Annotated in this window: 16 protein-coding genes; 9 read left to right on the forward strand and 7 right to left on the reverse strand. The window is 64.7% G+C overall.

All coding sequences use genetic code 11. From position 1 onward, the window contains the following. Window positions 1–503: transposase (locus H1B27_RS34265; RefSeq protein WP_197969075.1), on the forward strand; the 503-nt coding region annotated here is incomplete at its 5' end. Between the two features lie 92 nt (window positions 504–595). Here the strand turns inward: H1B27_RS34265 and H1B27_RS34270 are convergent. Together H1B27_RS34270 and H1B27_RS34275 are read right to left on the reverse strand one after the other, a co-directional pair. Next, a complete protein-coding gene (locus tag H1B27_RS34270) occupies window positions 596–964 on the reverse strand; it encodes a hypothetical protein (RefSeq protein WP_197969076.1) in 369 nt (122 codons plus the stop codon). 1 nt (window position 965) lies between these two features. After that, on the reverse strand, window positions 966–1,115 hold the full coding sequence (locus H1B27_RS34275; protein WP_197969077.1) for a hypothetical protein: 150 nt from the start codon (window positions 1,113–1,115) through the stop codon (window positions 966–968). Between the two features lie 1,100 nt (window positions 1,116–2,215). Here H1B27_RS34275 and H1B27_RS34280 point away from each other — a divergent pair. Continuing rightward, window positions 2,216–2,899 carry a response regulator gene (locus tag H1B27_RS34280; RefSeq protein ID WP_061882693.1) on the forward strand — a complete coding sequence of 228 codons (684 nt, stop codon included), beginning with the start codon at window positions 2,216–2,218 and terminating at the stop codon, window positions 2,897–2,899. Next, a complete protein-coding gene (locus H1B27_RS34285; RefSeq protein WP_197969078.1) occupies window positions 2,896–4,833 on the forward strand; it encodes a sensor histidine kinase in 1,938 nt (645 codons plus the stop codon). Before H1B27_RS34280 ends, H1B27_RS34285 begins: the two co-directional genes overlap by 4 nt. Before the next feature lie 259 nt (window positions 4,834–5,092). Here H1B27_RS34285 and H1B27_RS34290 read toward each other — a convergent pair whose 3' ends face one another. Then, the gene (locus H1B27_RS34290) at window positions 5,093–5,383 is read right to left on the reverse strand and encodes a hypothetical protein (protein ID WP_197969079.1); all 291 of its coding nucleotides are present in this window, start codon (window positions 5,381–5,383) and stop codon (window positions 5,093–5,095) included. A gap of 414 nt (window positions 5,384–5,797) precedes the next feature. Here H1B27_RS34290 and H1B27_RS34295 point away from each other — a divergent pair, with 414 nt between their 5' ends. After that, a complete protein-coding gene (locus tag H1B27_RS34295; protein ID WP_061882453.1) occupies window positions 5,798–6,022 on the forward strand; it encodes a hypothetical protein in 225 nt (74 codons plus the stop codon). Window positions 6,023–6,291: 269 nt separating this feature from the next. Here the strand turns inward: H1B27_RS34295 and H1B27_RS34300 are convergent, their stop codons facing one another. Both H1B27_RS34300 and mddA read right to left on the reverse strand, forming a co-directional pair. Continuing rightward, entirely contained in the window at window positions 6,292–6,714 is a 423-nt protein-coding gene (locus H1B27_RS34300) for a GFA family protein (RefSeq protein ID WP_036040263.1), read from the reverse strand. 91 nt (window positions 6,715–6,805) lie between these two features. Beyond that, window positions 6,806–7,594 (reverse strand): methanethiol S-methyltransferase, encoded by a 789-nt coding sequence (gene mddA / locus H1B27_RS34305; RefSeq protein ID WP_197969080.1) that lies wholly within the window; start codon window positions 7,592–7,594, stop codon window positions 6,806–6,808. A 133-nt stretch (window positions 7,595–7,727) separates the two neighbouring features. Between mddA and H1B27_RS34310 the strand changes: the two genes are divergently transcribed. Beyond that, window positions 7,728–9,275, forward strand: a complete 1,548-nt coding sequence (locus tag H1B27_RS34310; RefSeq protein ID WP_197969081.1) for a winged helix-turn-helix domain-containing tetratricopeptide repeat protein — start codon at window positions 7,728–7,730, stop codon at window positions 9,273–9,275. Window positions 9,276–9,284: 9 nt separating this feature from the next. Here the strand turns inward: H1B27_RS34310 and irr are convergent, their stop codons facing one another. Then, window positions 9,285–9,770: a Fur family transcriptional regulator Irr gene (gene irr / locus H1B27_RS34315; protein ID WP_197969082.1), complete on the reverse strand. Its 486-nt coding sequence runs from the start codon at window positions 9,768–9,770 to the stop codon at window positions 9,285–9,287. After that, window positions 9,736–10,158, reverse strand: coding sequence for a hypothetical protein (locus H1B27_RS34320; RefSeq protein ID WP_197969083.1), 423 nt, complete (start codon window positions 10,156–10,158; stop codon window positions 9,736–9,738). The genes irr and H1B27_RS34320 overlap by 35 nt, the downstream gene beginning before the upstream one ends. A gap of 127 nt (window positions 10,159–10,285) precedes the next feature. Here H1B27_RS34320 and H1B27_RS34325 point away from each other — a divergent pair, with 127 nt between their 5' ends. From H1B27_RS34325 to H1B27_RS34340, 4 genes are all read left to right on the forward strand, one after another. Next, window positions 10,286–11,836 carry an ABC transporter substrate-binding protein gene (locus tag H1B27_RS34325; RefSeq protein ID WP_061882457.1) on the forward strand — a complete coding sequence of 517 codons (1,551 nt, stop codon included), beginning with the start codon at window positions 10,286–10,288 and terminating at the stop codon, window positions 11,834–11,836. Between the two features lie 205 nt (window positions 11,837–12,041). After that, window positions 12,042–13,013, forward strand: a complete 972-nt coding sequence (locus H1B27_RS34330) for an ABC transporter permease (protein WP_061882458.1) — start codon at window positions 12,042–12,044, stop codon at window positions 13,011–13,013. Continuing rightward, complete coding sequence (locus H1B27_RS34335) at window positions 13,010–13,849, forward strand: ABC transporter permease (RefSeq protein WP_061882459.1); 840 nt, start codon at window positions 13,010–13,012, stop codon at window positions 13,847–13,849. The genes H1B27_RS34330 and H1B27_RS34335 overlap by 4 nt, the downstream gene beginning before the upstream one ends. A 1-nt stretch (window position 13,850) precedes the next feature. After that, window positions 13,851–15,470, forward strand: coding sequence for an ABC transporter ATP-binding protein (locus H1B27_RS34340; protein ID WP_197969084.1), 1,620 nt, complete (start codon window positions 13,851–13,853; stop codon window positions 15,468–15,470). Window positions 15,471–15,510: the final 40 nt, after the last annotated feature.

Here is a 15,510-nt window from a genome sequence, read left to right on the forward strand (position 1 = left end):
AAGCAGGCATCACAGTAACTCTGCCCAAACCGCTAACGTCCGGCGCTAAGGCAGACGGACGCTTCGGTAAACAGGACTTTGCCTATTTGCCAGAGGAGGACGCCTATCGCTGCCCGGCCGGGGAGCGGCTGTCATATCGCTATACGAATGAAGAAGACGGCAAGGTGCTGCGGCGCTACTGGACGACGGCCTGTCAAAGCTGTTCGCTCAAGACCCAATGCACGCCTGGGTCAGAACGGCGGCTTACGCGATGGGAGCATGAGCATCTGCTCGAGGCTGTGCAGCATCGCCTTGATGCAAACCCGCACGCCATGCGTCAGCGTCGCGAAACAGTCGAACATCCGTTCGGCACCATGAAAGCCCGCATGGGAGCGACACACTTCCTGACCAAAACGCTTCCGAAAGTGGCGGCCGAAATGGCGCTCTCCGTCCTGGCCTACAATCTGACACGGGTCATGAACATCGTCGGGATCAAGCCGCTGATGGCTGCGATCGCGGCCTGACACCAAGCGATCATGACTTCCGCTCGACTGCCTAGCGACCGGCGTTTTTACACGACCAAGACCCAAAGGAGACATGGGCGTTCGGCTCCCGCCTAAAGGCGCTTCCACTCACGAACTACGATCTGGAAGTCGTCCTCATAGATAATCTTTCCTGGGTTCTTCGATCTGAGAAGGCGCACTGCGGTGCCATGCTCCTCGAGCAGAACCGCGATTTCCCACATTTTTTTGATCGAGGGTTCGGCCGTGTCCTTAAACCAAGAAACCGCTTCTGGTCCCCAGTTGCTCGTTGAGAATGGCGGACAAGGTAGATGGGCATTCAGCCACGCATACGCATCTTCCAGCCAAGCCGCTTGATAAGGGGCGAGTTGCCCGCCATCGCGAAGCAGGCGCGCCTCAGTGATGATACCCGTCAGCCATCGGTGATTCTCACGGTCGGTGCCAACTACGAAACGGACAAACATGCTAGTTCGAGAAATCGCCGCCGGGACCTCCACCGGAAAACCTCTCTGGGGTATCATCCGGTTTGACGCTGTCGCCTTTGACGAACCCTACAAAAATGATGGCTAACAAAGCGATCCCACCGAGAACCACTAGCCCTTGGAAGAGCGTCATCGAGCCTCTCCGATAGCAAGACCCAAATCCTTTTAGCCCACTCAAGCTTAAGCTTGTATCCGCTGAGCAATCTCAAGTTTATCTAAAAACTGGACGGCAGATTGTGGCCCGAAGGCGAAGCTCGGTTCCGCTCAGATATATGGTCCCCTGATCGGGCAGACCGGAAGTGATACGGCGCCGGTCAAACCGGCGCTGTTGAGCCATTGCCGCCCACCAGCATCTAGCCTGGGGGCGGGTGCAGATTATGCCATTTTTCGCGAGCGGTTTCCGCTGATCCGCCGCGTCGTATTTCATCTTCTCTAAAATCTTTCCAATATCGGTAGGTGCAATATAGCCCGTAGAGCCAAAGCAAGACGAGCACCAGAACAAGCGGACCAATCGAGCTTTTCACGAACTCGGTTGGACCGAGAATCTTCAGCAAGAAAATCAACGCGAGACATAGAGCTCCAGCAACTGCAAAGCCTCGCGCTCGCAACCGCCAAACTCGGACTTCCTCTGAAACCGTCATCCCTCGTCCTTAGGAGTACGTATGCGCTCGCGCCTAACTGGCTCTGCGGCTTTCGTCTTCGAACCGGGGACGACTGAGGTGTCTCGTGAGCCGCCCTTCAGCGCCCCACCCGCGCCATCTCGCGATCGGGGCCCACAGCAGGCAGGCCAAGTTTAACGCAATCAGTGCGATCAGTAGATAGAGGCCGAAAAACACGTAAATGCAGGACGTGCCCCCAACGATAAGGACGAGCAGAACGGTGGGCGGGATTCTGAAGCGAAACATGCTAGCCATGGTAACACAACGTCGTCTAGGTTCGTGCCTCTCCAGGAATGAGGTTTGCAGACCGTTTAAGTCTGCTGATGTGACAACTCGGACATCTGGTGAGATGCCGTCATGGGCCGGTGTCGGAGGCAGAGTGGATTCATCCGCGCCCTGAGTGCGGCGCGGATGAGTACGCGCTCTAGCCTCGGCGCAACCAACGACCGTCCATCCGCGCCTGACCTCGGGACCAAGTTGTCGCCGCCCCCATGATTATGGGTGTCGCGGCATCCGCGCTGCGGTTAAACTTGCCTCGCGCCGCGGGGGACACGCGGGTCGCGGGACGATGATCATGACCGAACAGGGCGAGACGGGTGAGGCCATCACCATCCTCCTCGTCGAAGACGACGCGCCGACCTGCTGGCGGCTCCAGGATGCGCTGGTCAAGGCCGGTTACGAGGTGCGTAGCGCCGGCACGCTTGCGGAGGCGCGGCAGGCTCTGGGCGTCGGCGCGCCGCGCGTGCTGCTGACCGACCTGCGGCTGCCCGACGGCCACGGCGTCGAGCTGATCCGCGAAACCCGCCAGCGCTTCCCCGACACCGAGATCATGGTGATCTCCGCGCTCGGCGACGAGGAGAGCGTGATCTCAGCGATCACGGTCGGCGCCACCGGCTATCTGCTCAAGGACGCCTTCCCCACCGACATCGCCACCACCGTGCGCGACCTGGTCGCGGGACATTCGCCGATCTCGGCCTCGATCGCCCGTTTCATCGTGCGCAGAACGCAAGGCGTCGCACAGAATTCGGCCGAACCGCCGCCCGGGCCCGCGCTCAATACGGCGAGGCTCACCCCGCGCGAGATCGACATCCTCTGGGGCATCGCGAAGGGCTTCAGCTATGCCGAGATCGCGAGCCATCTCGGCCTGTCCAGGCAGACCGTGCCCGGCCACATCAAGAACATCTATCGCAAGCTCGAAGTGCACACGCGCAGCGAAGCGGTGTTCGAGGCGGTGCAGCAGGGCCTGATCAAGCTGTGAGCGAGACCGCGGCCAAAGCACCGACGGAGGCACCGGCCAAACCCGCGCGGCGCCGGCTGCTGGCCTCGCGCCTCGTGCCCTATCTGCTGTTCCAGGCGCTGATCGTGATCGCCACCATTCTCGGCTTGCGGCTGCTCCAGCCGAGCGACCCCGAGGATTTTGCGCTCGGCGGATTCGCGCTACGGGAGGACGGCGTCACGCGCCCCGTGACGCTGCCGCATTTCACCTCGTCGCGCTACTCCCTGGCCGACCCGCCGTTCTACACCGGCGCCTTCACCTTCCAGAGCGGCGATGCGGCCTCGGGCTGGTCGGTGTTCCTGCCGCGCTTCAGCAACGCGGTCGAGGTCGCCGTCAACGGCGTCGTCGTGCTCGACTCCCGGCGCGACGCCAATGCCAACCGGCCCGACCGCAACACGCCGCAGATCGCATTCATCCCCGCTTCGCTGCTGCGCGAGGGCGGAAACGAGATCACGGTGCGGCTGTTCGTGTGGGGACCGCTCAAGGGCTTCCTCGACACCGTCTATGTCGGGCCGGATGCCGCCTTGCGCCCGGCCTACGAGACACGCACGCTGCTGTTCGTCACGCTGCCGGTGGTGTTCTCCGCCTGGCAGGCGATCCTGGCCGTCATCCTCGCGATCATGTGGCTGATGCGGCGCCGCGAGCCGGTCTATGGCGTGCTGGCGGTGGCGATGGTGCTCGGCGTGGTGCAGGCGTTCGCGCAGGCGCCGGTACCGCCGGCCACCGCATCCCGGCTCGCCGCGGTGCTGCTGGCGTCCGCGCCGATCGAGAGCGCGCTGGTCGTCGTGTTCGGCGTGCTGTTCTTCGGCTGGCGCTGGCCGCGCTACGGCACGCTGCTGTTCGTGCCCGGCATCCTCGTGTTCGTGGTCGGGCTGATCGGGGGCCCGCCGCTGCCGCGGATCCTCTTCCTGGTGCTCGGCATTCCCACCGTCGGGCTCTGCCTGTTCCTGATGGCCTGCGTCACGGCTGCCGCGGTGGTACGGCGGCAGGACGCGGCGAGCTTCATGATCGGCTGCGCGGTGACCATCGTGCTGGTCTGCTGGATCCAGGACATGCTCACGGTGCTCGAGATCGAGACCAACGATCGCATCTTCGTCTCGCGCCTGTCCTATTCGGCGATGCTGGTCGCGATCGGCGCCGGGCTGACCTGGCGCTTTGCCCGCGCGTTGAACCAGGTCGACAGCTTTGCCGGGCAGCTCGTGACGCGGGTGCGCGAAGCCGAGGAACGGCTGAAGGCGAGCTTCGCCCGCGAGGAGGAGCGCGCCCGCGCCGCCGCGCTCGCCAACGAGCGCACGCGCCTGATGCGGGACCTGCACGACGGCCTCGGCGGCCAGCTCGTGAGCATCGTCGCATTGTCCGAGCGCGGCAGTGAGGGCGCGACCATCACGGACGCGGCCCGCGCGGCGCTGAAGGATCTGCGCCTCGTCATCGACTCCATGGACGACATCGGCGGCGACCTGATGCTCGCGCTCGGCTCCTGGCGCGAGCGCGCGACCGCGCAATTGCGGCCGCACGACATCGCGCTCGACTGGCGCGTGGCGACGCCGCAGGGCCTGCCGCTGCATCCCGAGCTGAGGCCATGGCACGTCATCCAGATCGTGCGCATCCTCGACGAGGCCGTGACCAACGCGGCCAAGCACGCACAGGCCCGCCACGTCGCGGTCACCATCGAGACGCATGACGGCGGCCTGGGGCCTTACGGCGTGATCAGCGTGACGGATGACGGCCGGGGCTTTGCGCTGGCCGGCGATTGCGAGGCCGCGGGCACGGGCCAAACCGCGCGCGGCCTGCGCAACATGAGAAGCCGTGCCGCGCGTTGCGGCGCGGTGCTCGACCTGAGCTCGGATGCCTCCGGCACGCGCGTGCGGCTGCAATTGCCGCAGCGTTTTCCCGACAGCGACATGGCTGCGGGCTGAAAAGCCCCCTCTCCGGACGTGTGGGGCGCACGGAGAGAGGGGACGGGCCGGGTGATTGCCTGCGGAGGACGGGGGGTTCTTCCGCAGGCTCCGTTGGCCCGAACTCTTCTCCCTCGCGCCGCTTGCGGGGAGAGGGTCGGGGTGAGGGGGTCTCCGCGAGGACGGACGCAGTTGGACTCGTGGAGAGTCCCCCTCACCCGAATTCGAGCTACGCCCGAATTCGACCTCTCCCCGCAAGCGGGGCGAGGTGAAAGACAGGTCAGCGCACGCCGACGCGATTGACCGGCCCGCCGCGATTCATCGGCGTACCTGCGCGCACGCCGACGCCGGGCGCGCCGACACCGGGGGTCGCCACCGCAGCCCGCGCAACCGGAGCTCCCGGCGCGACCACCACCGCCGCAGTCGGCCGCACCACGCAGCCCTTGGGCACCCCGACGGTCTTGCAATAGACCACCGCTTGCGCCGGGTTCGTGCCCAGCGACACCATCGCCGCGCCCGCCAGGGCCATGATCGTCAGCCCGGCGCTCAGCGCTCCAGCTCTCTTCGACATCTTGTTCTCCTGCTTCCCGTTCGGCGTCCCGATGCAATCACCGGTTTTCGCAGCCGAGGTGCAGCCTGAATGGCAAAAGTCGGTGCTGGGATACATGCCATGAAGATGGGGGTACCGCGGTCGGGCGGGGCTATCGCATATGAGCAGCACACTTTTGGGCACGATAGTCTCCACATCGTCATGGCCGGGCTTGTCCCGGCCATCCACGCCTTGCCACGCAGCACAAGAACGTGGATGCCCGGGACAAGCCCGGGCATGACGACCTCTGGTGAAGGCGCAAATGCGATAGCCCTGCCCGGCCGGAAGGGCTCGCCGCTGCCATGAACATGGCATGGACCGGCGCCCGGCCTTTGCGGAATGGTCCGGCCCGATTGATCCCGGTCGGGACCAACGAGAATTCCAAAGAGGTGCTTTATGAAAATTTCGGTTCTTGCCGCGCTGCTGCTCACTGCTGCCGCCCTGCCGGCTGCTGCACAGTCCGGCCCATCGATCCAGGAGCAAATGGCCTGCCGCGGCGACGCCAGCAAATTCTGCGCCGAGCATATCGGCAAGCCGCCGCAGATGAACGCCTGCCTGCGCGAGAACAAGTCGAAGCTCTCGGATTCCTGCCGCAAGGTCGTTGAATCGCGCGGAGGCTAAAGCGCGATGCGATGAGGCTTGATCGTTGCAACGACGGAGCTGCGCTCCCTCTCCCGCTTGCGGGAGAGGGTTGGGGAGAGGGTTGGGGAGAGGGTGCTTCCGCAATGGGACAGTCCTCAAGAGGAGGAAGCCCTCACCCGGCGCGCGGGACGATGCTTCGCATCGCCCGGACGCGCCGACCTCTCCCGCAAACGGGGGAGGTGACACGAACCGCGGCAGTCGAGTCAACCAAGGATGGCCGCAAGGATCGCCTCCAGATACAGGCGCCGCTACTCCTGCATCATCTCTCCGCTGCCGCCGAACTCGGCCGGAAAATCCTTCAGCTTGGGCAGGCCGTCGCGCATCGGCAGCACGGTCTCGGCATAGTTGACGTGGACGCCGGGCGTGAACGCGAGCGTCGGGATGGTGGCGGCGAAGACGTCGACCAGACCGAGCGGCGGATGGTTGGTCATGAGATGACCACCGCACTTCCTGCAATATTTGCGCTGGCTGAGCGGCGTCTTGACGAAGGTCTCGACATTCTGAGCGCCTTCGGTGATGCGCACTGCCTCGGGCTTCCACAGGCTGAAGGCGTTGACCGGACCGCCCGACCAGGAGCGGCAGGAGCGGCAATGGCAATAGCCCATCGCCTCCGGTGCACCCGTGACCTCGACCGTGACCGCGCCACAGAAGCAGTTTCCGACATGTTTCATTTGGGCGTCTCCGTTCTTTTTTTGGGATCATCATTGCGCGTCGGCGCCCCGCGCGTTCTCCTTTCGGTGGACGCGCGGGGCGAGGCCGAGACTATACCGACCGGCGCCAGGGGATAAGCATGGAGACGCGTTGCCTGTACTGCCGATACTCCTCGCCGAAGAGATCGACGAGATCGTTCTCCTCCAGCGCGATGCCGACGAAGATGTAGAGCGTGGTCACGGCCGCGAACAGCAGGTGGCCAGCGGTCATGGTCGGCGCCGCCCAGAACGCGATGATGAAGCCGAGATAGATCGGATGGCGGACGAACTTGTAGAGCAGCGGCGTCTTGAAGCGCGGCGGCGCCGCCTCCTTGCCGGCGAGATGGTCGGTCACCTGATGCAGTCCGAACAGCTCGAAATGGTTGATCATGAAGGTCGAGGTGAAGACCAGCACCCAGCCGGCGAAGGACAGCGTGACCAGTGTCACGGCAACATCCGGATTCTCGACGCTCCATATGACCGACGGCAGCGGGCGCCATTGCCAGAACAGGAGCAGCAATGACAGGCTCGCGAACAGTACATAGGTCGAGCGCTCAACCGGCTTGGGCACGAATTGCGTCCACCAGGCCTTGAACTGCTTGCGTGCCATCACGCTGTGCTGAAGGGCGAACAGCGACATCAGGAGGAGGTTGACGATGAGGGCCTCGACCGTCGACGAGTCGCTTCCGGTGTCGATGGTCTTGGGCACCATCACCCCCATGACGAAGCCGATGGCGTAGAGAATGGTGACGAAAAACACGAGATATGCCGCAATTCCGTACAGAAAGGCGATGAACTTGAAAATGCGAGAGCCCGTCACCTCCGGGCCGATAGAATGAACCTGTTGATCAAGTTGGGTCATGAAATGCTCCGTTGTGCCGAGACATCGACACAGTTTGGTCGTCGCACCATGCCGGATCGGTCGTCCCGGAACTTTCGCGGAGGGTTGATTTTCGCCTGAGACGACTTTGATTTTTGCTTGAGACGACGGAAACGTGCGATTTTTCTTTGAAAACAACGTGCTGGACGGCGATCTGCGCGAATTGACCTGCGCCGGAGCAGCCGTTCCATTGCAGCCGCAAGTGTTCGATCTCTTGCTTTATCTGGTCACGCAACGCGCGCGTGTGGTCAGCAAGAGTGACCTGATCAGCCAGATCTGGGGCGACCGCATCGTCTCGGATTCCGCCCTGAACAGCCGGATCAACGCCGTGCGCAAGGCGATTGGCGACGACGGCGCGGCCCAGCGGCTGATCAAGACCATTCCTCGCAAGGGCTTTCGTTTCGTCGGCGAGGTCCGGGAAGAAGCGGCAGCCTCGCCCGCCCGGACGGAAGGAAAGCCGGCTCCCCCGCACGTGACGGACCGCCCTGGAATCGCGGTGCTCGCCTTCGAGAACATGAGCGGCGATCCCGCGCAGGACTATTTCGGCGACGGGATCAGCGAAGACATCCTCACCGCACTGTCGAAGCAGCGCTGGTTCATGGTGATCGCCCGCAACTCGTCCTTCACCTACAAGGGGCGCGCGGTCCACATCAGGCAGATCGCCGAGGAGCTCGGCGTCCGCTACGTCGTCGAAGGCAGCGTGCGCAAGGCGGACAAAAGGGTGCGCATCACCGCGCAGCTCAACGACGCCGTGTCGGGAAATCATCTCTGGGCCGAGCGTTATGACCGCGAGCTCGTCGACGTCTTCGCCGTGCAGGACGAAATCACCAACGCGATCGCCGCGGCGATCGAGCCGCAGATCCACGCGGCCGAGAATTTTCGCGCCCATCGCAAGCCGCCCGCGAGCCTGGACGCCTGGGACCTGCTGATGCGTGCGCTGTCGCATTACTGGCGCGTGACCCGGCAGGATCACGACGCCGCCCGGGGGCTGCTCGAGCGCGCAATTGCCATCGATCCGAACTACGGCCAGGCGCTGTCGGTGCTGGCCGTGAACGCCATGTTCGGCGTGCATCTCGGCTGGGCCGAGCTGGCCGCGGTTGCCCCGGTCGCGGAAGCCGCCGCGCTCGCCGCGGTGCGCTGCGACCATGAGGACGCCTGGGCGCATGCCGCGCTCGGCAGCGTCTGCTTCTCGACTCGCAGGCTTGCGGACGCGCTGTCCGAGTTCGAGCAGGCGCTCGCGCTCAATCCGAACTTCTCGCTGGCGCAGGGCTATTACGCGCTGGCGCTGTCCTATGCCGGACGTTCCCGGGATTCGTTCGAGGCCGCGCAAAGGGCGATCCGGCTGTCACCGCGCGATCCGTCACTGGCGATCTATCACGGCATCGCCGCCTATGCCCGCTTCACCGAGCGGCATTATGACGAGGCCATCGCGCTGGCGCGCGAGGCAATCCGCCATCGCGGCGACCTCACCGGCGCCTACCGCGTGCTCGCGGTCTCCGCAGGCATGACGGGTGACGGATCGCTTGCGGAGATGGCGCTCGGCGAGCTCCGTCGCACCCAACCGGGCATCTCGCTGCACTGGATCGCGACGCAACTGCCGTGGGCCAATGACGGGGATCGCGAGCACTATCTGGAGGGATTTCGGCGGGCGGGGTTACGGTAAGGCGCGGCGCTACGTTCTCTTCCGGCGCAGGTGGACGATGACTTCGAGCCGCGCGATCTCGTGGCCGGGAAGCGCCTCGGGCACCTTGGTGAAGGCCAGGCCGTCGGTAACGTCGACCAGCATATCCTCGCCTTCGAGATAGAAGTGCGGATGCACGGACGTGTCGGTGTCGAAGAACGACTTGATGCCGTCGGCCGCGATCCGGCGCAGCAGGCCGGCTTCGGTGAACTGGTTCAGCGTGTTGTAGACGGTCGCGAGCGACAGATACGCGTTCGTCGCCATCGCCTCTTCGTAGAGGCTCTCCGCGGTGACGTGACGGTGGCCGCCCAGGAACAGCAACTGGCCGAGCGCCAGGCGCTGGCGCGTCGGACGCAGGCCGGCATTGTTCAGCAATTGCAGGCAGTGCTGCACGCCCGCCTCCGACGAGAGATCGAGGCCGGCGACGTCAGGCCCGCTATCGTCACCCGCAGGGATCGTCGTTGTCAGAATGTCCATGGATCGTCTCACGGCTCAAGGAAACGGGACGCGCAGTGCCGCGTCCCGCCAGTTGCCATTCGATCGCAACAACGGTGGCTCGGCTTTGATCCGGATCAAATTCGCAGCACATCATGAACTCACCGGCGGCGTCGCGGCCCTTTCCGAGGACGATATTTCGCACCGCGGACAAATTGGAAGAGGTGCTGGCCGGCGCTGCAGCGGGCGCTCGGCGCAGAATGACGGCCTGATGCTTTTGGTCGCAGGCGCAGGCTTGTGCAATCACGACCGGCATTGCCGCGAGGCCGCCTGGTCGCCCGGCGCGAGCCAGCCTGACATCGCAGAAGGACCCGCGGCAGAAACAGGACGCGCTGTACTTTTTTTGTGCGAACACTGTCGAGACTTTCATCTTGCGGCGCCGAACGAGACTGTGTGAGCCTCGATATCGGATGGGGACTGGGATGGGCCGACCGTCGCTTTGCGCGCCAGGACGTTGCGAAGCGTGTGCGGCTGGCCTCGCTTGAGAAAGATACGACATGTCAAAACGAGTGTTGCTTGGTCTTCTCCTGGCTTGCGGCCTTACGGCCCCGGCGCTGGCACAAGCGCCGAAAACAGGGGGCGCGATCAATGCCGTGATCCAGCCCGAGCCACCCGGCCTGATGCTTGCGCAGATCCAGAACGGCCCGACCCAGATGGTGTCGGGCAACATCTTCGAAGGCCTGCTGCGCTACAGCCCCAAGCTCGAGCCGCAGCCGGAGCTTGCCGAGAGCTGGAGCGTCAGCGAGGACGCCAAGACCTACACCTTCAAGCTCAAGAAGGGCGTGACCTGGCATGACGGCAAGCCCTTCACCGCCGCCGACGTTCTGTTTTCGATCGAGATGCTGAAGCAGACCCACGCGCGCGCCCGCAACAATCTCGCGCAGGTCGAGAAGGTCGAGGCGCCCGACGACTACACGGTGGTGTTCACGTTGAAACAGCCGTTCGGGCCCTTCCTCGGCATCTTCGAGGTCGGCTCGATGCCGATGGTGCCGAAGCATCTCTACGAAGGCACCGACTGGAAGACCAATCCCTACAACAACGCGCCTGTCGGCACCGGCCCCTTCATGTTCAAGGAATGGCAGAAGGGCTCGTTCATCCGCCTAGTCAAGAACCCGAACTACCACGAGAAGGGCAAGCCCTATCTCGACGAGATCTACTGGCAGGTCATTCCCGACGCCGCGGCGCGCGCGGTGGCGTATGAGACCGGCAAGGTGGACGTGCTGCCCGGCGGCTCGGTCGAGAATTTCGACGTGCCGCGGCTGTCCAAGCTGAAGGACACCTGCGTCACCGGCGCCGGCTGGGAGTTCTTCTCGCCGCTGGCGTGGCTGTGGCTGAACAACCGCCAGGGGCCGCTCGCGGACAAGCGGGTGCGGCAGGCGATCATGTACGCGATCGACCGCGACTTCGCCAAGGACGTGATCTGGAACGGGCTCGGCAAGGTCGCGACCGGCCCGTCAGCCTCGACCATCAAGTTCTACACCGACGACGTGAAGAAATATCCGTACGATCCGGCCAAGGCCAAGGCGCTGCTGAAGGAAGCCGGCTACAAGGGCGAGAAGATCCGCCTGCTGCCGCTCGCCTATGGCGAGACCTGGCAGCGCTGGGGCGAAGCGGTGAAGCAGAATCTCCAGGACGTCGGCATGACCATCGAGACGATCGCCACCGACGTTGCCGGCGGCAACCAGAAGATCGCCGAGTGGGACTACGACATCGCCTTCACATATCTGTACCAGTATGGCGATCCCGCGCTCGGGGTGGGGCGCAACTACGTCTCCAGTGCCATCGCCAAGGGCCAGATGTTCAACAACGTCGAGGGCTATTCCAACCCGGAGATCGACAAGCTGTTCGCCGACGGCGCGGTCGCGACGCCGGATTCCAAGCGCAAGGAGATCTACGAGAAGGCGCAGAAGATCCTGGTCGAGGACGTGCCGGTGGCCTGGATGCTCGAGCTGCAGTTCCCAACCATCATGCGTTGCAAGGTCAAGAACCTGATCACCACGGGGATCGGGGTCAATGACGGCTTCAAGGACGCATGGCTCGACAAGTGAGGCGCCGCCTTTCACCTTTCCCCGCTTGCGGGGAGAGGTCGAATGTGCGCTTTGCGCGCATTCGGGTGAGGGGGAGTCTCCGCGAGTCCAATTCTCGCCGTCCCCGCGGAGAATCCCCCTCACCCCGACCCTCTCCCCGCAAGCGGGGCGAGGGAGTTCACCGTCACCGTGGCTCTAGGCCACGCTCCAAGACATGACTCTCTAGATGCTCTCCTTTGTTGCCCAGCGTGTCGTGAAGGGCGTGATCGTCCTGCTCGCGATCGTCGTCCTCAATTTCTTCCTGATCCGGCTTGCGCCCGGCGACCCCGCCATGGTGATGGCGGGCGAGGCCGGGGCCACCGATCAGGTCTTCGTCAAGCAGCTCCGGGAAAAGTTCGGGCTCGACAAGCCATTGCCGGAGCAGCTCTTCATCTACGTCAAGGGCGTCGTGACGCTCGACCTTGGCTTCTCCTTCCGCCAGCAGGCGCCAGTCGCAAAGCTGATCGGCGAACGGCTGCCGGCGACGCTGCTGCTGACACTGACCGCCTTCGCGATCTCGCTCGCGCTCGGCGTCCTGTTCGGCACCTTCGCCGCGCGCTTTGCCGGCACCTTCCTCGACACCGCCATCACTGTGTTCGCGCTGATCTTCTACGCCATGCCGATCTTCTGGGTGGCGCTGATGGGCATCCTGCTGTTCTCGGTCACCATGGATTGGTTGCCGAGCTTCGGTTACGAGACGGTCGGCGCCAATCTCACCGGCCCTGCTCATGCGCTCGACGTCGCAAAACACCTGATCATGCCGGCGATGACGCTCGGCCTGTTCTTCATGGCGACCTATACCCGCATGACGCGCGCCTCGATGCTGGAGGTGAAACGGCTCGACTTCGTCAAGACCGCGCGTGCAAAAGGTCTCTCCGACGCCGTGATCCAGCGCCGCCACGTGCTGCGCAACGCGCTGCTTCCCGTCGTGACGCTCGCCGGCGTCCATTCAGGCACGCTGATCGGCGGCGCCGTCATCACCGAGACTGTGTTCGCCTGGCCGGGCATCGGGCGCCTGATGTACGACGCGCTGCTGCAGCGGGACTACAATCTGCTGCTCGGCGTCTTCGTGATCTGCTCCGCCATGGTCCTGATCTTCAACCTCATCACCGACCTGGTCTACCGGCTGGTCGATCCACGCATCGAATTCGCCTCATGAAACAGTTCTGGAAATCGATGCTGAAGAGCCCGAGCGGGGTCATCGGGCTCGTCATCCTCCTGCTTGCGATCTCCGTCGCGGTGTTCGGACCGATGCTGTTCCCGAACTCGCCGTGGCGCATGGTGCAGCGGCCGTTCCTGCCGCCGTTCACGCTCTCGACCGTGCCGCTCGGTACTGACGCGCTCGGCCGCGACGTGTTCGCCGGCATGATCTTCGGCGCACGGGTCTCGCTGCTGGTCGGCCTCGTCTCCACGCTGGTCGCACTGATCGTCGGCGTGCCGATCGGCGCCATGGCCGGCTATTTCGGCGGCAAGGTCGATGACGCCCTGATGCGCTTCACCGAGTTCTTCCAGACCATTCCGAGCTTCGCGCTGGCGATCGTGCTGGTCGCGATCCTGCAGCCCTCGATCTATTCGATCGTGGCCTCGATCGCCATCGTGAGCTGGCCGCCGGTGGCACGCCTCGTCCGCGGCGAGGTGCTGTCGCTGCGCACACGCGAATATGTCCAGGCCGCCGTGGTCACCGGCCAGAGCAACAGCTGGATCATCCTGCGCGAGATCCTGCCGAACGCGCTGTCGCCCGTGATCGTGCTGGCCTCGCTGATGGTGGCGACCGCGATCCTCCTGGAATCCTCGCTGTCGTTCCTCGGCCTCGGCGATCCCAATCTGATTTCCTGGGGCTACATGGTCGGCGCCGGCCGCACCGTGATCCGCCAAGCGTGGTGGATCACGGTATTTCCCGGCGTCGCCATCCTGATCTCGGTGCTCGGCCTCAATCTGATCGGCGAAGGGCTCAACGATGCGCTCAATCCGCGCCTGTCGCGCGAGGGACGCTGACATGACCGCCCCCGCCACCGTCGCGATCAAGAACCTGCGGATCGCGCTGCCCAAGAGCGCCGAACGGCCTTACGCCGTCGACGGCATCTCGCTGGACCTGCGGGCCGGCAAGATCGTCTGCGTGGTCGGCGAATCCGGTTCCGGCAAATCGATGTGCGCGCACGCGCTGATGGGCCTCTTGCCCGATACGGTCGACGTCACGGCCGGCGAGATCATGTTCGAGGGCCGCGACCTGCTCAAGCTCGACGACGACGGCTGGCGCGACCTGCGCGGCCGCCGGCTCGCGATGATCTTCCAGGAGCCGATGACGGCGCTCAATCCCTTGATGCGGATCGGCGACCAGATGGCGGAGATGTTCGAGGCGCACGGCCTGCTGACGCCGAGGGAACGCCGCGCGAGGGCGCTCGCATTGGCACGCGAAGTCGGCCTGCCCGACCCGGAACGAATCGTGCGCGCCTATCCGCACCAGCTCTCCGGCGGCCAGCGCCAGCGCGCCATGATCGCGATGGCCCTCGCGCTCGAGCCGGCCGTGCTGGTCGCGGACGAGCCGACGACCGCGCTCGACGTCACCACGCAGGCGCAGATCCTGAAGCTGATCCGCAATCTCCAGCGCAACCGCAACATGGCGGTGATGTTCATCACCCATGATTTCGGCGTCGTCGCCGACATTGCCGACCAGGTCGTGGTGCTCAGGCACGGCAAGGTCGTCGAGGAAGGTCCCGCCGCGACCGTCTTCAGCGCGCCGCAGCACGACTACACCAAGGCGCTGCTCGCCGCCGTGCCGTCGATGGATCCGCCGGCGCGCGCTCCTCTCGACGATCGGGCCAGGGCCGTCGAGGTGATCGGGCTGGACAAGACCTACGTCACCTCGGGCGGCTGGTTTCGCGAGGACCGCCGCGTCGATGCGGCGCGCGCGGTCAATTTCAGCATCCTCAAGGGCGAGACGCTCGGCCTGGTCGGCGAATCCGGTTCGGGCAAATCGTCCGTGGCGCGCCTGGTGATGCGGCTGATCGAGGCCGACCGCGGCACGGTGCGGATCGGTGAGACCGACCTGACCTCGCTTTCCGGCAAGGCGCTGCGCGCCGAGCGTCATCGCATCCAGATGATCTTTCAGGATCCGTTCGCCTCGCTCAATCCGCGCCGCAAGATCGGTCACATCATCGCCGACGGCCCGATCGCGGCCGGTGTCGATACGAAGGTCGCGTTCGACCGCGCCCGCGATCTCCTCAAGATGGTCGGCCTGGACGCCGGCGCGCTCGAACGCTATCCGCACGAATTCTCCGGCGGCCAGCGTCAGCGCATCGGCATTGCGCGCGCGCTTGCGCTCGAGCCGGAGATCATCGTCGCCGACGAGGCCGTCTCCGCACTCGACGTCTCGGTGCAGGCGCAGGTGTTGAGACTGCTCGAAGACCTCAAGGCGCGTCTCGGCCTCTCGATGCTGTTCATCACCCACGATCTGCGCGTCGCAGCCCAGATCTGCGACCGCATCGCGGTGATGCAACGCGGCGCCATCGTCGAGCTGACGCCGACCGCACAACTGTTCGCCGCGCCCGAGCATGCCTATACGCGCGAGCTGCTCGCGGCGGTGCCGGGACGAAAGGAGCAAGCGCCGGCGGCCTGAGGTACTGGCCGGGGCGGATGCACCGAATTTCGAGATCGTT

The sequence above is a fragment of the Bradyrhizobium diversitatis genome, from assembly GCF_016031635.1.
Taxonomy (GTDB): domain Bacteria; phylum Pseudomonadota; class Alphaproteobacteria; order Rhizobiales; family Xanthobacteraceae; genus Bradyrhizobium; species Bradyrhizobium diversitatis.